This window comes from Agarivorans albus (assembly GCF_019670105.1).
GTDB classification, from domain to species: Bacteria; Pseudomonadota; Gammaproteobacteria; order Enterobacterales; family Celerinatantimonadaceae; genus Agarivorans; species Agarivorans albus.
In genome coordinates this window covers 245,570-261,254 of record NZ_AP023032.1, presented here as the reverse complement: position 1 = coordinate 261,254, position 15,685 = coordinate 245,570, and the positions used below count along the sequence as shown (strand labels likewise).

Annotated in this window: 13 protein-coding genes; 10 read left to right on the top strand and 3 right to left on the bottom strand. The window is 45.8% G+C overall.

Going from position 1 to position 15,685, the window contains the following annotated elements:
• Positions 1-16 precede the first annotated feature (16 nt).
• Positions 17-1,531, bottom strand: coding sequence for a glycerol kinase GlpK (gene glpK / locus K5620_RS01205; protein ID WP_016399864.1), 1,515 nt, complete (start codon positions 1,529-1,531; stop codon positions 17-19).
• Between the two features lie 227 nt (positions 1,532-1,758).
• Between glpK and K5620_RS01200 the strand changes: the two genes are divergently transcribed.
• Entirely contained in the window at positions 1,759-2,538 is a 780-nt protein-coding gene (locus K5620_RS01200; RefSeq protein WP_016399865.1) for a DeoR/GlpR family transcriptional regulator, read from the top strand.
• Here K5620_RS01200 and K5620_RS01195 read toward each other — a convergent pair.
• Positions 2,527-3,273 (bottom strand): MBL fold metallo-hydrolase, encoded by a 747-nt coding sequence (locus tag K5620_RS01195; RefSeq protein WP_051147539.1) that lies wholly within the window; start codon positions 3,271-3,273, stop codon positions 2,527-2,529. The two genes, K5620_RS01200 and K5620_RS01195, sit on opposite strands and share 12 nt — an antisense overlap.
• 192 nt (positions 3,274-3,465) lie before the next feature.
• Here K5620_RS01195 and glpD point away from each other — a divergent pair, with 192 nt between their 5' ends.
• Complete coding sequence (glpD, locus tag K5620_RS01190) at positions 3,466-4,998, top strand: glycerol-3-phosphate dehydrogenase (RefSeq protein WP_016399867.1); 1,533 nt, start codon at positions 3,466-3,468, stop codon at positions 4,996-4,998.
• 64 nt (positions 4,999-5,062) lie between these two features.
• On the opposite strand, the gene K5620_RS01185 is transcribed toward glpD, so the two are convergent.
• The gene (locus K5620_RS01185; protein ID WP_040306589.1) at positions 5,063-5,452 is read right to left on the bottom strand and encodes a hypothetical protein; all 390 of its coding nucleotides are present in this window, start codon (positions 5,450-5,452) and stop codon (positions 5,063-5,065) included.
• 288 nt (positions 5,453-5,740) lie between these two features.
• Here K5620_RS01185 and arnB point away from each other — a divergent pair, with 288 nt between their 5' ends.
• From arnB to K5620_RS01145, 8 genes are all read left to right on the top strand, one after another.
• A complete protein-coding gene (gene arnB, locus K5620_RS01180; RefSeq protein ID WP_016399869.1) occupies positions 5,741-6,916 on the top strand; it encodes a UDP-4-amino-4-deoxy-L-arabinose aminotransferase in 1,176 nt (391 codons plus the stop codon).
• On the top strand, positions 6,906-7,910 hold the full coding sequence (arnC, locus tag K5620_RS01175; RefSeq protein ID WP_016399870.1) for an undecaprenyl-phosphate 4-deoxy-4-formamido-L-arabinose transferase: 1,005 nt from the start codon (positions 6,906-6,908) through the stop codon (positions 7,908-7,910). Before arnB ends, arnC begins: the two co-directional genes overlap by 11 nt.
• Positions 7,911-7,938: 28 nt before the next feature.
• Positions 7,939-9,915, top strand: a complete 1,977-nt coding sequence (gene arnA / locus K5620_RS01170; protein ID WP_016399871.1) for a bifunctional UDP-4-amino-4-deoxy-L-arabinose formyltransferase/UDP-glucuronic acid oxidase ArnA — start codon at positions 7,939-7,941, stop codon at positions 9,913-9,915.
• A 2-nt stretch (positions 9,916-9,917) separates the two neighbouring features.
• Complete coding sequence (gene arnD / locus K5620_RS01165; RefSeq protein WP_016399872.1) at positions 9,918-10,832, top strand: 4-deoxy-4-formamido-L-arabinose-phosphoundecaprenol deformylase; 915 nt, start codon at positions 9,918-9,920, stop codon at positions 10,830-10,832.
• 13 nt (positions 10,833-10,845) lie between these two features.
• Positions 10,846-12,495 carry a lipid IV(A) 4-amino-4-deoxy-L-arabinosyltransferase gene (arnT, locus tag K5620_RS01160; protein ID WP_016399873.1) on the top strand — a complete coding sequence of 550 codons (1,650 nt, stop codon included), beginning with the start codon at positions 10,846-10,848 and terminating at the stop codon, positions 12,493-12,495.
• A gap of 3 nt (positions 12,496-12,498) precedes the next feature.
• Positions 12,499-12,858 carry an EamA family transporter gene (locus tag K5620_RS01155; protein WP_016399874.1) on the top strand — a complete coding sequence of 120 codons (360 nt, stop codon included), beginning with the start codon at positions 12,499-12,501 and terminating at the stop codon, positions 12,856-12,858.
• The gene (gene arnF / locus K5620_RS01150; RefSeq protein ID WP_016399875.1) at positions 12,855-13,277 is read left to right on the top strand and encodes a 4-amino-4-deoxy-L-arabinose-phosphoundecaprenol flippase subunit ArnF; all 423 of its coding nucleotides are present in this window, start codon (positions 12,855-12,857) and stop codon (positions 13,275-13,277) included. The genes K5620_RS01155 and arnF overlap by 4 nt, the downstream gene beginning before the upstream one ends.
• A 124-nt stretch (positions 13,278-13,401) precedes the next feature.
• Complete coding sequence (locus tag K5620_RS01145) at positions 13,402-15,675, top strand: AsmA family protein (protein WP_016399876.1); 2,274 nt, start codon at positions 13,402-13,404, stop codon at positions 15,673-15,675.
• Positions 15,676-15,685 lie beyond the last annotated feature (10 nt).

Genomic DNA, 15,685 nt, shown 5'->3' with positions numbered 1-15,685 from the left:
TAAGCGCTAAAACTAGTTAGTCGTCTAGGTCTTTGTCGTACCAACCTCGGCTACAATCAACCGCACGTTTCCAACCTTTGTATAAACGTTCTCGTTTCGCCTCATCGCCATCAGGAGAGAAGCAACGATCTGGAGTATTGCTCTCGGCCAAGCTTTCTACGCTATCCCAGTAACCCACTGCTAAGCCAGCTAAGTAAGCAGCGCCTAAGGCGGTAGACTCGATCAGCGAAGGGCGTACCACTTCGGTACCCAGCGCATCAGCCTGAAACTGTAACAAGAAATCATTGGCTACTGCGCCGCCGTCTACTCGTAATTGTTTTAGCGAAATCCCAGCATCGGCTTGCATGGCTTCTAATAAGTCTCGGCTTTGATAAGCAATCGATTCAAGCGCAGCACGAATAATATGGTTACGGTTAGCGCCACGGGTTAACCCTACAATAGTCCCGCGTGCATAAGGGTCCCAGTAGGGAGCTCCTAAACCCACAAAAGCAGGTACTAAGTATACGCCGTTGGTATCGTCTACCTTAGAGGCAAAATATTGGGTATCGGAGGCATCGCGAATCAATCCCATCTCGTCGCGCAACCATTGAATGGTAGCACCGCCCATAAATACACTACCTTCTAGGGCGTAATTAACCTTGCCATCTAAAGAAAAAGCGATAGTGGTGAGCAAACCATGGGTTGATTTAACCGGTACTTCGCCAGTATTCATCAATAAAAAACAGCCGGTGCCGTAGGTGTTTTTTGCCATACCTTTGCGATAACACTGCTGACCAAATAGCGCCGCTTGTTGGTCGCCAGCAATACCGGCGATAGGAATACGCGTTCCACCTTTACCGCCAATATTGGTTTGGCCGTAGATTTCCGAACAGGCTTTCACTTCTGGCAGCATTTGTTTAGGCACACCCAGCATATCTAACAACTTGTCATCCCATTGCAAGGTATGAATGTTAAACATCATGGTGCGAGAGGCATTGGTATAGTCGGTAACATGCACTCTCCCGTTAGTAAGCTTCCAAACTAACCAGCTATCTACCGTGCCAAACAGCAAGTCACCCGCTTCGGCTTTTTCGCGTGCGCCTTCTACATTATCTAAAATCCACTTTAGCTTTGAGCCAGAAAAGTAGGCATCTAAGATTAGGCCTGTAGTATCTTGAATATACTCTTCCCAGCCTTGCTCTTTTAGCTCTTCACATAATTTGGTGGTGCGGCGACATTGCCAGACAATGGCATTATAAATAGGTTGGCCAGTGTTTTTATCCCAGACAATGGTGGTTTCTCGCTGGTTGGTAATGCCAATCGCGGCAATTTGATCACTACGGATACCGGTTTTTGCCAAAACCTCGGTTAAAGATGCACTTTGGCTAGCCCATATCTCCATGGGATTGTGCTCTACCCAACCTGATTTTGGGAAAAACTGGCTAAATTCGCGTTGTACGCTGCCAACAATTTCAGAGTCTTGGTTAAAAATAATCGCTCTTGAGCTTGTTGTGCCCTGATCAAGGGCAACTATATATCGTGCGGTGTCCATTGATATTACGGTTCCAGATTAGCATTTATGTCTATTATGCTCGAAAACGAACATTTTAGAACATTTTTTTAACCAAAGCGTGACAAAACTTTAATTTCATTTCAGCAATTTCTCTAAAAAGCTGCGATGCAGTTTGCGGTATCGCTTTGTTAACCGTGACAAAAACTGCATTTTAAGTAGACTTATGACTGCGCTATAAAATGTATACCAATAAGAGAAACCCAGTTGTGAAGCAGACTCAACGCCATCAACAAATCTTGCAGGTGATTAAAACCCAAGGCTTTGTGGCTACCGAAGAATTAGTAGAATCACTTAATGTAAGCCCGCAAACCATTCGCCGCGACCTTAATGTATTGGCCGAACAGAAGCTGATTCACCGCCACCATGGTGGTGCTTCGTTACTATCAAGTAGCGTAGTGAACGACTCTTATTCCAGTCGAAAGATTAAACAACATCTTGAAAAAGAAAGCATTGCTCAGAAAATTGCAGAGCAGATCCCCAATGGCGCATCGCTGTTTTTGGATATTGGTACCACCGCCGAAACGATTGCAAGAGCCTTATTGGAGCACCGCGATTTACGCATTATCACCAACAATATTCATGTTGCATCACTACTGATGGTTAAAGACGACTTTAATGTGATTATGGCCGGCGGCGCGTTGCGTAATAAAGATGGCGGCATAGTGGGTGAAGCCACCATCGACTTCATAAAACAATTTCGCCTAGATTATGGGGTAGTCACGGTTAGCGGCATTGATTTAGATGGTTCGCTACTAGACTTTGACTACCATGAAGTAAGAGTGACTCAGGCCATTATTGCCAGTTCTCGCAACGTTATTCTTGCCGCAGACCACAGTAAGTTTGGCCGTAATGCGATGATTAACATTGGCAATATTGCGCAGATTGACCATTTGTACACCGACCGGCCAGTGCCACAAGACATCAGCGAAATCCTTAAACAACAAGATGTACAGTTAACACTTTGCCCTACTCAGTTAAGCAGTTAAGCGTTTGCGCAGCAGTTCACCAAGAAAACCTTTATAGCTGGTAGCCTGTTCAGGACATAGTTGCTGCAACTGTTGGAGTTCTGCTTGGCTAATCTTGCCGCCCTCGCCATGAGCCAATAAGTAATTTTCAACTTGTAGCTGGCTAAACCTTTCAATTGAGCTTCGATATTGACGAGGACTGCTGATCGGAAAGGGACAAATCAGCTTTCCTTTGACCCGCAATATACAGTCGGCCACATACAAGGTTTTAGTCGCAGGGTGATAAAGCGATAAGTCACGGTCGGTATGGCCCGGAGTAAACAACACTTGCCAGTCTTCAAAGCCTGGTAGGGTTTGGCCGTCTTTTAGTCGGTGCGTAAATTTGAGTGTTGGCGAATACCATAAGTTAGCTTTAGCGCGCTGATGACGCCTAGCCACATAATGAGCCAAGGCTAAATCCATTAAGTGATTACACCTTCCAGCAATACCTTGATACCACTCGCCGGGGTGCTCTGCACCTGCAATAGAAAGCTGGTAGCGACGCTGCAAATAACTAGCCCCACCGGCATGATCTGGGTGCATATGGGTTACCATCACCAGTTCTAGTTGGCTAAGTGATCGTGCTAACTGTTCACAGATAAAACGCTTAAGCATTGCAACATCAGCGCGGCAACAGCCATCCAGCAAGAGTAATTTGTTCGGATACTCAATCAAAAAAATATTCTGAATATAGCCTTCCAGCTGATGGATCTTCATAGCTTACCGCAAACAATTGTTAACAAGATGTAACAGTTTAGAGCAAATGCTCCATGCAGACAAATCTAGTCGGCAAGCTTAAAAGCGCGTTTTGCACATTTTTTTTACATCGGTAATTGTTTTTTGATCACAAAATGCTCTATTATGCTCGATATCGAAACAAAACGAACTTTACTGAAAGGATCGCTCAACATGGCACAAATAAATGACCCGCATAACTTCGACCTAATCGTCATTGGTGGTGGTATAAACGGCGTGGGCATAGCGGCAGATGCCGCTGGCCGAGGGCAACGCGTTGCTTTGTTTGAGCAAAACGACTTAGCCAGCGCAACCTCTTCTGCTAGTTCGAAACTGATCCATGGTGGCCTGCGTTATTTAGAGCATTATGAGTTTCGTTTAGTGAGCGAAGCCCTCAAAGAGCGTGAAGTATTGCTTAACATGGCTCCTCACCTTGTTGAGCCGATGCGTTTTCGTTTGCCACATCGCCCCCACCTACGCCCTTGGATATTGATACGCATGGGGCTCTTTCTCTACGACAACCTAGCTAAACGCGGCACTCTTCCCGGATGTAAGGGCCTAAGCTTCGCTCAAAGTGATGTACTAAAAAGTGATATTACCAAAGGCTTTGAATACTCTGATTGTTGGGTGGATGATGCTCGACTTGTGATTAGCAATGCCTTGTTAGCAGCTAAACACGGCGCGTTTATTGCGCCACGCCAACAAGTAGTAGCAGCCAAACGCGAAGCCAAGCATTGGTTGGTAGATGTAAAAGACATGCAAACGGGTGTGCAACAACAGTATCGCTGCAACACTTTAGTTAACGCCGCTGGTCCATGGGTTCAGCAGTTCATTGAAGAGAACATGCAACAAACACCACCACGCACCATTCGCCTAGTAAAAGGCAGCCATATCGTGGTGCCAAAAATTCACAACGAACCGCAATCCTACATCTTACAAAACACCGATAAACGCATTGTGTTTGTTATCCCATATCAGCAGCAATACTCGTTAATTGGCACTACCGATGTGGAATATCAAGGCAACCCTTCAGAGGTGGCGATCTCCGACAAGGAAGTCAGTTACTTGTGCGATGTAGTAAACCAGCACTTTACTAAGCAAATAGCGCCAAGTGATGTGATTCATACTTTTTCTGGAGTACGACCACTTTGCCAAGATGAGTCGAACGATCCTTCGGCAGTTACTCGTGACTACACCTTAGAATTAAGTGATGAAGCAGAAGGGGCTCCGCTGTTATCGGTATTTGGCGGCAAGTTAACCACTTACCGAAAACTGGCCGAAGCGGCCTTAGAAATGTTGGCTCCCCGTATTAACGATCTTGGTCCAGCGTGGACTAAAGCCTCTTTCTTACCAGGCGGCGCTATTGGCGGAGATATTCACTCTTATATTAAGCGGCAACAAGCCAACAGCGATTTACCCACAGGGCTAGTAGCCCGCTGGTGCATGCACTACGGTAGCCAAGCCGAACAATTAATACACAATGCTAAACAGCAGGGTTTAGGTGAGCTATTTGGCGGAAACTTGTATCAATTAGAAGTCGACTACCTGTGTGAGCAAGAATGGGCTTACCGAAAAGAAGACATTTTGTGGCGCAGAACCAAACAAGGTTTAGCATTTACCGATGAACAGCAGCAGCGTTTGCAAGATTATTTGAATAACAAGCATCTTCAGCAGGAATCGTTAGAAAACACCGCTCAAGCAAGCTAGTTGGCATTAACCATACCAAGCCTGATTGCTCCGCTCTCAGGCTTGGTTGTCTAAACAAAAGCGCTTAACTTACACTTTTTAGCACTTCGTCAATATTGCACTGGTTATTCTGATAAACCGTTTCGGCTAAAGCTAGCGCTTCTTGTTTGCCACTTTCCTGCTCGACAGCATGTAAACCCATAGATGCCTCACCCAAACCGTAACCTAATACCGTTAGAAATGCTGATGATTCCCGACTTATTTGCTCATCTGGCATGTGCGCAACAATTTGCGCTAAGGCTTGTCGTTCATCTTTATCATGAATATAAGCATGCGCCGCCAAACAGCGCGCACTGCTATTGGCCATATCAACCGCCAGTTGCTTTTGCTCATTGCTTAATTGCCCAGCCGAAGCCGGTAAGGCCAGTACCAAGCTAGCGCTAGCAGCAGTCACCAATGTTAGAATCTTATTCATCACTAATACCCTATACGTTTATGAATTAAGCAGCGGAATCAAATTCAACTGCGTAAGGCTAAAGGCCTTAATGCGGGCATTGTTGCACAACAGCGAGTATTGATTAGCTAGCGAAAATGGTTTGCATCGTTGCATAAATTGGAACAAGCACACTAATTCAAGAAAGCACTTACAAAAAACACCGATATTTACCTAATCAGCACACAAGACCGACGTTTGAGCCTTTCAATAAACCCGCAGCACGGTTAGACTTCATCCACTTTGGTATAGATATGCTGACCGAGAGTCATGGAACAAACATTTTTACCCCTAAGTCGCCCAGCGATTGAACAACAAGAAATCGACGCAGTGGTTGAGGTACTCAAATCCGGTTGGATTACTACCGGTCCTAAAAACGCTGAGTTAGAAAACGCCATAAAAAGCTATACCGGTGCCGAACACGCCGTAGCGCTAAGTAGCGCCACCGCTGGTTTGCACCTCACTCTGGTAGCTTTGGGCATTGGCCCTGGCGATGAAGTGATTACCCCTTCAATGACTTGGGTTTCAACGGTTAACCTAATCACCTTAATGGGTGCAAAGCCAGTATTTGTTGATATTGATGCAGATACATTAATGACCACGGCAGAGCGCATTGAAGCGCAAATCACCAATAAAACCAAACTGATCATTCCGGTTCACTATGCCGGTGCCCCACTCGATTTAGATGCCATCTACGCCCTTGCGGAACAATACAATATTCCCGTGGTCGAAGATGCTGCACATGCTATTGGCTGCGAATATAAAGGTCGACCCATTGGCCAAACCGGTCACTGTATTTTCTCCTTACACGCGATAAAAAATGTAACCACAGCAGAGGGCGGCATTTTTACCACTAATGACGCCGAATTAGCTGAGCGGATTCGTCGCCTTAAGTTTCATGGCTTAGGCGTAGATGCCTTTGATAGAGAAACTCAGGGGCGAGCGCCACAAGCGGAAGTGATAGAGCCAGGCTACAAATACAACATGCCAGACATTTGTGCCGTATTAGGTTTAGGTCAAATGCAGCGCTTAGCCAACATCACAGCTCAGCGCCAAGCCTTAGTTGCGCATTATCGTAAACTGTTGAGCGATGTTGAGGGGATTAGCCCCATGAGCGTGCCATCTTATGTGCATACTCACTGTTGGCACTTAATGATAGTGAGAGTAGAGCCGAGTATTTGTGGTTTTGACCGCGACCAGCTCATTAGCATGCTAAAACAACAGGGCATTGGCGCTGGCATTCATTTTAAAGCCTGCCATAGTCAAAAGTATTATCGAGAGAATTATCAAACTAGGTTTGGTGAGATTAACCCAGATTTAAGTAATACCGAATTTAACAGCCAACGCATTTGTTCGCTGCCATTGTTTCCAGGCATGCAACTAAGTGATGTTGAACGTGTTGTTTCCGCAATCAAACAAAATATTGGACCTTCTCATGAGGCATAAGCAAGACATCAATTTTGTATCCATTGTGATACCGGTTTACAACGAAGCCGATAGCTTACAAGAGCTAATCACACGCACTTGTGCAGCTGCTGACACCATGGGTAAAGACTATGAGTTGCTGCTAGTTGACGATGGCAGTAAAGATAACAGCGCAGATCAAATTGAAGCAGCTGCTGCCCAAGAAGGCAGCCATGTTGTAGGCATTATTCTTAACCGCAACTATGGCCAGCATAACGCGATTATGGCGGGCTTTGAACATGTACGCGGCGACTTGATTGTGACCCTCGATGCCGATTTACAAAACCCACCAGAAGAGATCCCTAATTTGGTGGCGAAAGCCGAAGAAGGTTACGACTCGGTTGGTACGGTGCGCAAAAATCGCCAAGACAGTCGCTTACGCCGTTACCCTTCAATGCTGATCAACAAGATTGTAAAACGCTCCACGGGCGTAGAGATGAATGACTACGGCTGTATGTTACGCGCTTATCGTCGCCACGTAGTGGACGCGATGTTGCAGTGCCATGAGCGCAGTACCTTTATTCCTATTTTGGCTAATGGCTTTGCTCGCCACACCGTTGAAATAGATGTGGAACATAGCGAGCGCCAACAAGGCGAATCAAAATACAACATCATGGGTTTAATTAACCTAATGTTTGATTTACTGACCAGCATGACTACTGCCCCATTAAGAATGCTTAGCATCATGGGTGGTGCAATTGCCGCACTAGGTGGCCTATTTGGTTTAGTGTTACTTTTTATGCGCCTAATCTATGGCGCGGAATGGGGTGTTGACGGGGTATTCCCGCTATTTGCTCTATTGTTTATCTTTATTGGTGCTCAATTTGTTGGCCTAGGTTTATTAGGCGAATATATCGGCCGAATATACTCCGACGTAAGGGCAAGGCCACGCTACTACGTACAAGATGTGCTGGTTGGCGAAGCAACCAAACAGGCCCGTGACAACGACGTTAACGCTGATAACAACGATAACTAATTTACCTATTACAGTTAAGGAATAAGCCATGAAAGCAGTGGTGTTTGCCTATCACAACATTGGTTGTGCTGGTATTAAAAGTCTTCTCGATGCAGGTGTAGAAATCGCCGCAGTGTTTACCCATTTAGACGATGGCAACGAAAATGTCTTTTTTGAATCTGTAGCTAAGCTAGCGGCACGTAACGGTATTCCAGTATTTGCACCGGAAGACGTAAATCATCCATTGTGGATAGAAAAAATTAAGGCGATGCAGCCTGAGGTATTCTTCTCCTTCTACTACCGCTCAATGATCAGCCAAGCAGTACTAGAGCTAGCGCCAAAAGGCGGCTTTAACCTACATGGTTCACTTTTACCACGCTACCGTGGCCGCGCACCGGTAAATTGGGCGCTATTAAACGGCGAAACTGAAACAGGCGTAACCTTACATGCCATGACCAGCAAAGCTGATGCAGGCGACATTGTTGCTCAAGAAAAACTTAGCATTAATGCTGACGACACTGCGGCCACCTTGCATAGCCGCCTAACCGAGCTAAGCAGCCAGTTATTGGCAACTGCCTTACCGCAATTAATCGCCGGTACGCATAGCTTAAGTGCACAAGATGAAAGCCAAGCAACGGTATTTGGTCGCCGCACTCCCGCAGACGGTGAAATAAAATGGGCCGACAATGCGCAAACTATTTTCAACTTATGTCGCGCAGTGACCGAACCCTTCCCAGGCGCCTTTACCTTTTTAGGTGAGCGCAAGGTGATTTTTTGGAGCACTAGTGCCAGCGAGCAAGAGTTTGATGTAACGCCAGGTACTATTGTTGCCACCGCGCCGTTAACCATTGCTTGTACTCAAGGATCTCTGATTGTAAATGCAGGCCAAACCGAAAACGGTTTGTACTTAAATGGCGAACAACTAGCAGCTGAAATGCACTTAGTAGCGGGCATGCGCTTTGGTCCACAAGCCAGCGCTGTTATTGCTGCAAAACGCCGCCAAAAAGTGCTTATATTGGGTGCTAACGGCTTTATTGGGAACCACTTAACCAAGCGCTTACTAGACGACGGTAAATACGAAATTTACGCCATGGACATGAGTGCTAATCAAATTGAACAGCACTTAAGCCACCCAGATTTCCACTTTGTAGAAGGTGATATTACCATTCATAACGAATGGATCGAATACCACATTAAGAAGTGTGACATTGTATTGCCACTGGTAGCGATTGCGACTCCGATTGAATATACCCGTAATCCGTTACGTGTATTTGAATTAGATTTTGAAGAGAACTTAAAAATTGTTCGCGAGTGTGTAAAGTACAACAAGCGCATCATCTTCCCGTCTACCTCTGAAGTATACGGCATGTGTACCGATGATGAGTTTAATGAAGACACTTCACCGCTAATTACTGGTCCAATTAACCGCCAGCGCTGGATTTACTCGACCTCTAAACAGTTATTAGACCGAGTTATTTGGGCTTACGGCAAGAAAGACGGCCTTAAGTTTACCTTGTTCCGTCCATTTAACTGGATGGGCCCACGCTTAGACAGCTTGAACTCAGCACGAGTTGGCTCTAGTCGCGCGATTACTCAGCTAATTTTGAACCTAGTTGAAGGCACACCCATCAAGTTGATTGATGGCGGCGAGCAAAAACGTTGTTTCACTGATATTTCTGAGGCCATTGAAGCCTTGTTCCGGATTATTGAGAACAAAGACGGCTTATGTGATGGACAGATCATCAACATTGGCTCGCCAGACAACGAAGCCAGTATCAAGCAAATGGCTGAAACTTTGGTTGAGAAGTTTGATGCTCACCCACTGCGCGAAAAATTCCCACCGTTTGCCGGCTACCATTTGGTAGAGAGCAAAACCTTCTACGGTGACGGCTACCAAGACGTGCAGCATCGTCGCCCAAGCATTCGCAACGCCAAGCGTTTACTTGATTGGGAACCAAGCATTATGATGGAAGACACCATCGAGGAAACCCTCGACTTCTTCTTAAAAACAGCTGTTGATGAGTAATAATGAGTTCGAAAGACACCATTAAAGTTGGCCTTCGTATAGATGTTGATACTTTTCGTGGCACGCGCTTAGGCGTGCCCAAGTTATTAGACATCTTTCAACGCCACAATATTAAGTCGTCGTTCTTCTTCACCGTTGGACCCGACAACATGGGGCGCCATATTTGGCGCCTTTTGCGTCCTGCTTTCTTGAAGAAGATGCTCCGCTCAAAAGCGGCCAGCTTATACGGTTGGGATATTATCTTTCGAGGCACCTTTTGGCCTGGCCCCGTGATCGGTAAAAAGCTTGCTTCGGTGATTAAAGATACCGACCAAGCAGGTCATGAAATTGGCTTGCACGCTTGGGATCACCACAAGTGGCAGATGAAAACCGACAGCATGTCGCAAGCCGAACTGGGCAAGGAAATCCGTAAGGGTTATCAGCTGCTTGAAGAAATCACCGGAAAAGACGTGCAATGCAGCGCAGTAGCCGGTTGGCGCTGTACCGAAACCACCCTAGATGAAAAAGAAGCCTTTCCATTTCGCTACAACAGCGATTGCCGAGGTGAATCTATTTTTGTTCCCAAACCAGGAATGGCACCACAAATTCCGGTTACCTTGCCAACCTATGATGAATTAATTGGCCAAGACGGCGTAGACGAGAGCAACTACAACCAAGCCATTCTTGAGCGAATTAAAGCCGATGCCTTAAATGTTTACACCATTCACGCTGAGGTTGAAGGCATTGTTTGCGCAGAGATGTTTGAGCAGCTGATTATTAGCGCTAAACAGCAAGGCATTGAGTTTGTACCGCTGTGTGAGTTGTTAGATCAAGATTATGTCACTTGGCCACAAGACAGCATATTAAATATAGAAATGGATGGGCGCGAAGGCTGGTTAAGTCATCAAGCCTCGGTTGTTCGCCCTCATACCAGTTAAACCAGGAAGTACCATGCGCCACTTACGAATTAACCTAGCTACTTGGGTGCCGATATTCTTTATCATTTTGTACCTATTACCCTTGGGTCTGCGTGATCTATGGTCTCCCGATGAACTGCGTTACGCTGAAATCTCTCGCGAAATGGTAAGTAGTGGCGACTGGGTAGTTCCTCGTTTTAACGACTTGCGCTACTTCGAAAAGCCAGTAATGGGTTACTGGATGAACGCGGTCTCACAACTTGTTTTTGGCGAAACTAACTTTGCGGTGCGTGCTGCTTCAGCCTTTAGCGCTTTAGGGGCGGCTTTTTGCATATTTTTGCTGCTCGCGCGCTTTGCCTCTCGCCCGGTTGCTTGGTTAAGCTCTGGCATTTATTTGAGCATGTTTATGGTGTCTGGCGTGGGCACCTACAGCGTATTAGACAGCATGCTTAACCTATGGCTAACCGCCAGCTTTACCGCCTTTTACTTTGCCATTCGCAGCGAAGAGCTGCGGCAACGGGCCAAATATTATGGTTTGGCCGGTTTTTATTGTGGCTGCGCAGTACTTACCAAAGGCTTTTTAGCGCTAGCTTTACCTGTGTTAGTGGTTGTTCCCTATATGTTTTGGGATAAGCAATTTAAAACCATTTTGAAGTGGGGTTGGTGGGTAATGCTGCTGGCCGTTTTAGTTTGTCTGCCATGGGGCTTAGCCATTCATGCTGCAGAGCCAGACTACTGGCACTACTTCTTTTGGATTGAGCATATTCAGCGCTTTGCGGCAGACAACGCCCAGCACTCGGCGCCTGTTTGGTACTACCTGCCATTTTTAGCGGCTGGCGTTTTACCTTGGTTATTTTGGTCGCCCAGTGCAATTGGTCACTTAAAAGGCCAAATGCACTCACCATTGTTACGCTACGCCTTATTGTGGGCGATATTGCCGCTGCTATTCTTCTCCATGGCTAAGGGCAAACTAGCAACCTATATTTTGCCAATAATGGCACCGCTGGCGATCTTGTTTGCCTTTGGTATTCAACAGGCTTTTGCCAAATCCTGTAAGGGTTTAACCTGGGGAAGCTGGTTAAATGCAGTTTTATTTGGATTACTTGCCGTAACCACCTTGGTACTACATTACGCAGGCAAACTGCCATTAGACGCCGAAGAAGCTTACCGCCCATGGTTGCTATTTAGCATCTTTGCTTTTTGGTCGGCCATGGCCTTTATAGCCATTAAAGCCACCAGCTTAAACGGCAAAGTCGCTAGCTACATGCTGATGCCTTTGGGCTTATTCATGCTAGCTTGGGCAACCTTTCCAAATGTAAGTATCTACTCAAAAATGCCGGCTAAGTTTATGCAGCAAATCTCGCATTTAGTAGAGCCGAATACGGTGTTAGTAGCCGATTACCCCGATACTATGTCGGCGTTTAACTGGTACTTTAAGCGTGAAGACGTATACCTAGTCGGTCAAAAAGGCGAAGTGCGTTATGGCTTAGAATACCCAGATTCCCAACATCGCTTTATCGAAACCAAGCACTTAGCTGAGTTTATTGAGCAGCAACGCCAGCATGCGCCAGTAATGGTTTATTATCGCGATAAGCCGGATATGGATGGCACGCTGCCTGAAACCACCGAGCGTATCGATAAAGGCCGCTATACCATCCTTTATTATCAAGCAGCAGCTGACTAAATTATGCTTAATATAATGCTGATTGTGGCGTCTATTGGCTGTAGCTCGTTAAGTCAGTATTGGCAGAAACGTGCGGCTTTGCTGTTTGCCGCTCAACCAAATTTAAGCACGCTCGAGAAACTACTGTCTAAACCTTTATTATTAGGCATTATTTTCTTGGGCTTGGGCGCTATTTTTTGGCTAGGAGTATTAAGCCAGTGGGACGTATCGGTTGCTTACCCGCTGTTAAGCAGCAACTTTGTCATCATGTTGCTTATCTCTAAGTTTGCATTTAATGAAACGGTTACTCCGCGTCAGTGGTGTGGCGTGGGACTGATTGTATTAGGTGTTGCCTTTCTTGGTGGAGTGGAACAGTTTTTATGAAAAACCATCCGCAAAGTGTGGTGCTAGCCTTACTAAGTGTCGCCTTTATTTCGCTGGCTCAGTTAGCCATGAAATGGGGCATGACCCAATTAAGCCTGCAATTTACAAGCTTGCAGGAGCTTTGGCATGCAGCGCAATATAGTGCTTTAGTCTCAGGTTATTTACCTTACTACATTAGCGTAGTAGCTGGCTTAAGCTTTTATGCCTTATCAATGCTGTGCTGGGTTATGGCATTAAAACACCTGCCTCTTTCACTTGCTTACCCCATGCTTAGCTTAAGCTATGTTATCGTGTATGTAGCAGCCATTAGTTTACCTTGGATAGGCGAAGCATTTAGCTGGCCAAAGGCCCTAGGCATAGTGCTGATACTAGCAGGAATCTATCTGGTATTTCCGAGCAAAAAGGCCAAGCAAAGTTAAGCTCTGTGTTTGTTGCGCCTTTATGTAAAAGGGGTGAAGCCCGTGCTGTTAAATATGTGAATACTCAAGTATTGTTGGATAGATACGATAAGTTATTAATAAGTCGCATGGAGTTTGCGCCAATATGAAACGCTTTTTCGACCTGCTTGCCATTGTTTTTTTACTGTTGCTGGCAACTTCGGTCTTTTTCTTATTCTCTTTCCATCCAGATCGCTACAAAAGCGATTTTTTGCATTGGTTCAATCAGCAAAGCGACTGGCAACTTAACTACAACAATACGCAATGGTCACTCAACAAGCCTCTCAGCATAGAGGTATTTGACTTAGAGCTCGCTAAATCTGGCCAAGCAGCCATGCTCACTAAGCAAGCCAAGTTAAACTTTGCCTTGATGCCTTTGCTGCAGGGCAAAATTCAGATAGATAGCCTGCTACTAGAACAACCACAACTAGCGCTTACTCAACAACTGTTTAGCCAAACATCAGACAGCAGCGAGCCTAACGAAGCCAACAACATCAGCTGGTTAAACGCAGTTCAAATCAATCAGCTATTGCTCAAAGACGGCGACTTATTATGGCAAGACCAGCAACAGTCTTACCGACTAGAACGCTTTGAATTAGCGATAGAAGACTGGCAGATTGATCTTAACGAACCCGCGCCAAGCCATTGGCAATTCACCTTGCATAGTTCAGCTCAGCGACTTACAACCCCATGGCAAGACATCATGTTGCCACAGTTAAGCCTTGCCTATGGCCAGCAGCAGTTAGTGATAGAGCACATTGGTGCCGATCTATTACAAGGCTCGGTTTATGCTTCTGCCGAACTGAGCAATAAGCAACTCACCATACGAGAGCTCGCTTTAAACAACTTTAGACTAGAGCACTTTGCTCCAGAACCTAGTGCTCAAGAAAATCAAGCTGCAGCCCCATCAACCAGTGAGCAAGATTGGTTAAATAACTTACCTGAGCTTGCTTGGTTAAGCAGTATTCAAATTGACAATTTATTACTAAACCAACTTAGCTTAGCCACTCAGTTACAAGGCCACAATGTGGTGCTGAACAAACTAACGGCAGAGCTAGAAAACATAGCCAGCCCTTGGCCTTACCAAGCCAACAAACTGCGCGGCGAATATGCTTTTATTGCCGATGAGTTAGGTATTGACCACATTCAGTTCAGCGATCTTACCGCTAGCGGACAAATAAGCGATGGCCTATTTGCCGTAGATGCCTTACGTAGCCAGCTATTTAAAGGGCAGCTAGGTTTGTCGTTAAGTTATCAATGGCAACAGCAAGCGCTGACTCTCCATCAATTGCTGCTAAGCAATAATGAAATTCCGATCCAACCCAATTGGTTACCTGTAAGTGACAGCACTACAACAAGCAACCAAGAAAAAAGCGCTACTAAAGCCCCTGCACCACTACAACAGCTAAACATTGAACAACTTGAGTTGCAGCAAGTGAAGCTGCTGTCTTACGCTGATCAACTTCCCTTTTCAGCTACCGGTTTAAATGTTGAACTGCGTCAACTGCAAGTAATTCAAGATGGTCAGTGGCAAAGCATTGACCAACTTTGGCAGCCACAAAGCCAAGTGTTTATTGAAGCTCCAGAGCTGGCTTATCGCGGTATGCTACTCAGCCATGTCAGCTTCGACTTGGGTGCAGACCAAGAGATTGGTTATTTTAACTTGTATGGTGAGCTACCCTTAGGCCAATTTGAGTTACAGGGACAAGCCTTGTTAGATCAAGAGCACAAACCTTGGCAAGCTGAAATCTCAGGCCTATTGCTCGATATTAGCCCACTGGCGCGCTTAGCCAATAATCGCCAATTTAACTTAGTGGGAGACTTAGAGCTTGCGGGAAAGTTAAGGGGTAAGCTCAATGACTTTGGCTCAAGTATTGATGGCTCGATTGATTTTCACAGTCAGTTAATTCAACTGCCAGGTGCCGATTTAGAAGTGACCCTCGACCAAATTATTGAAAGCCCGCGGCAGTATTATGAAAAACCCAATCCTTTTATAGCCAGTGGCTGGCCGGTGTTTTGGCAAGATCCGCAAAGCTTGCCTAAAGGCATCACCCAATTTACTAACTTGGCGCTACGCGCAGAGTTAGAGCAAGGCAAACTAAGATTAGCTCCTCAAGAATTATCCGGACTACGTTATGGACTCACCCTAACGGGTGAAATTGACCTAGCGAAGCAACGCTACAATCAACTAAAGCTTGTAGTAGCCGACCAACCTTGCTGGCGTTTAGTTCACACGGTACATGGTGCTTGGAGCAAGCCCCAAGTAAGTTTTGATCACTACCTTTCGCCACGCCGCTTCTCAGTTGATCAGCAAGACTTTACCCGAGCTCCCAGCATACCGCAGTGTCGTTACCCGTTAACAGAAGAAAGCTTGCAGTAACAACGATTCA

What these genes read in the sequence shown, in the direction of transcription:
- arnA (WP_016399871.1), top strand. Translation starts at nt 7,939, where the DNA reads ATGAAAGCAGTGGTGTTTGCCTATCACAACATTGGTTGTGCTGGTATT.
- arnD (WP_016399872.1), top strand. Translation starts at nt 9,918, where the DNA reads ATGAGTTCGAAAGACACCATTAAAGTTGGCCTTCGTATAGATGTTGAT.
- K5620_RS01195 (WP_051147539.1), bottom strand. Translation starts at nt 3,273, where the DNA reads ATGAAGATCCATCAGCTGGAAGGCTATATTCAGAATATTTTTTTGATT.
- K5620_RS01155 (WP_016399874.1), top strand. Translation starts at nt 12,499, where the DNA reads ATGCTTAATATAATGCTGATTGTGGCGTCTATTGGCTGTAGCTCGTTA.
- glpD (WP_016399867.1), top strand. Translation starts at nt 3,466, where the DNA reads ATGGCACAAATAAATGACCCGCATAACTTCGACCTAATCGTCATTGGT.
- glpK (WP_016399864.1), bottom strand. Translation starts at nt 1,531, where the DNA reads ATGGACACCGCACGATATATAGTTGCCCTTGATCAGGGCACAACAAGC.
- arnF (WP_016399875.1), top strand. Translation starts at nt 12,855, where the DNA reads ATGAAAAACCATCCGCAAAGTGTGGTGCTAGCCTTACTAAGTGTCGCC.
- arnT (WP_016399873.1), top strand. Translation starts at nt 10,846, where the DNA reads ATGCGCCACTTACGAATTAACCTAGCTACTTGGGTGCCGATATTCTTT.
- K5620_RS01145 (WP_016399876.1), top strand. Translation starts at nt 13,402, where the DNA reads ATGAAACGCTTTTTCGACCTGCTTGCCATTGTTTTTTTACTGTTGCTG.
- K5620_RS01185 (WP_040306589.1), bottom strand. Translation starts at nt 5,452, where the DNA reads ATGAATAAGATTCTAACATTGGTGACTGCTGCTAGCGCTAGCTTGGTA.
- arnC (WP_016399870.1), top strand. Translation starts at nt 6,906, where the DNA reads ATGAGGCATAAGCAAGACATCAATTTTGTATCCATTGTGATACCGGTT.
- arnB (WP_016399869.1), top strand. Translation starts at nt 5,741, where the DNA reads ATGGAACAAACATTTTTACCCCTAAGTCGCCCAGCGATTGAACAACAA.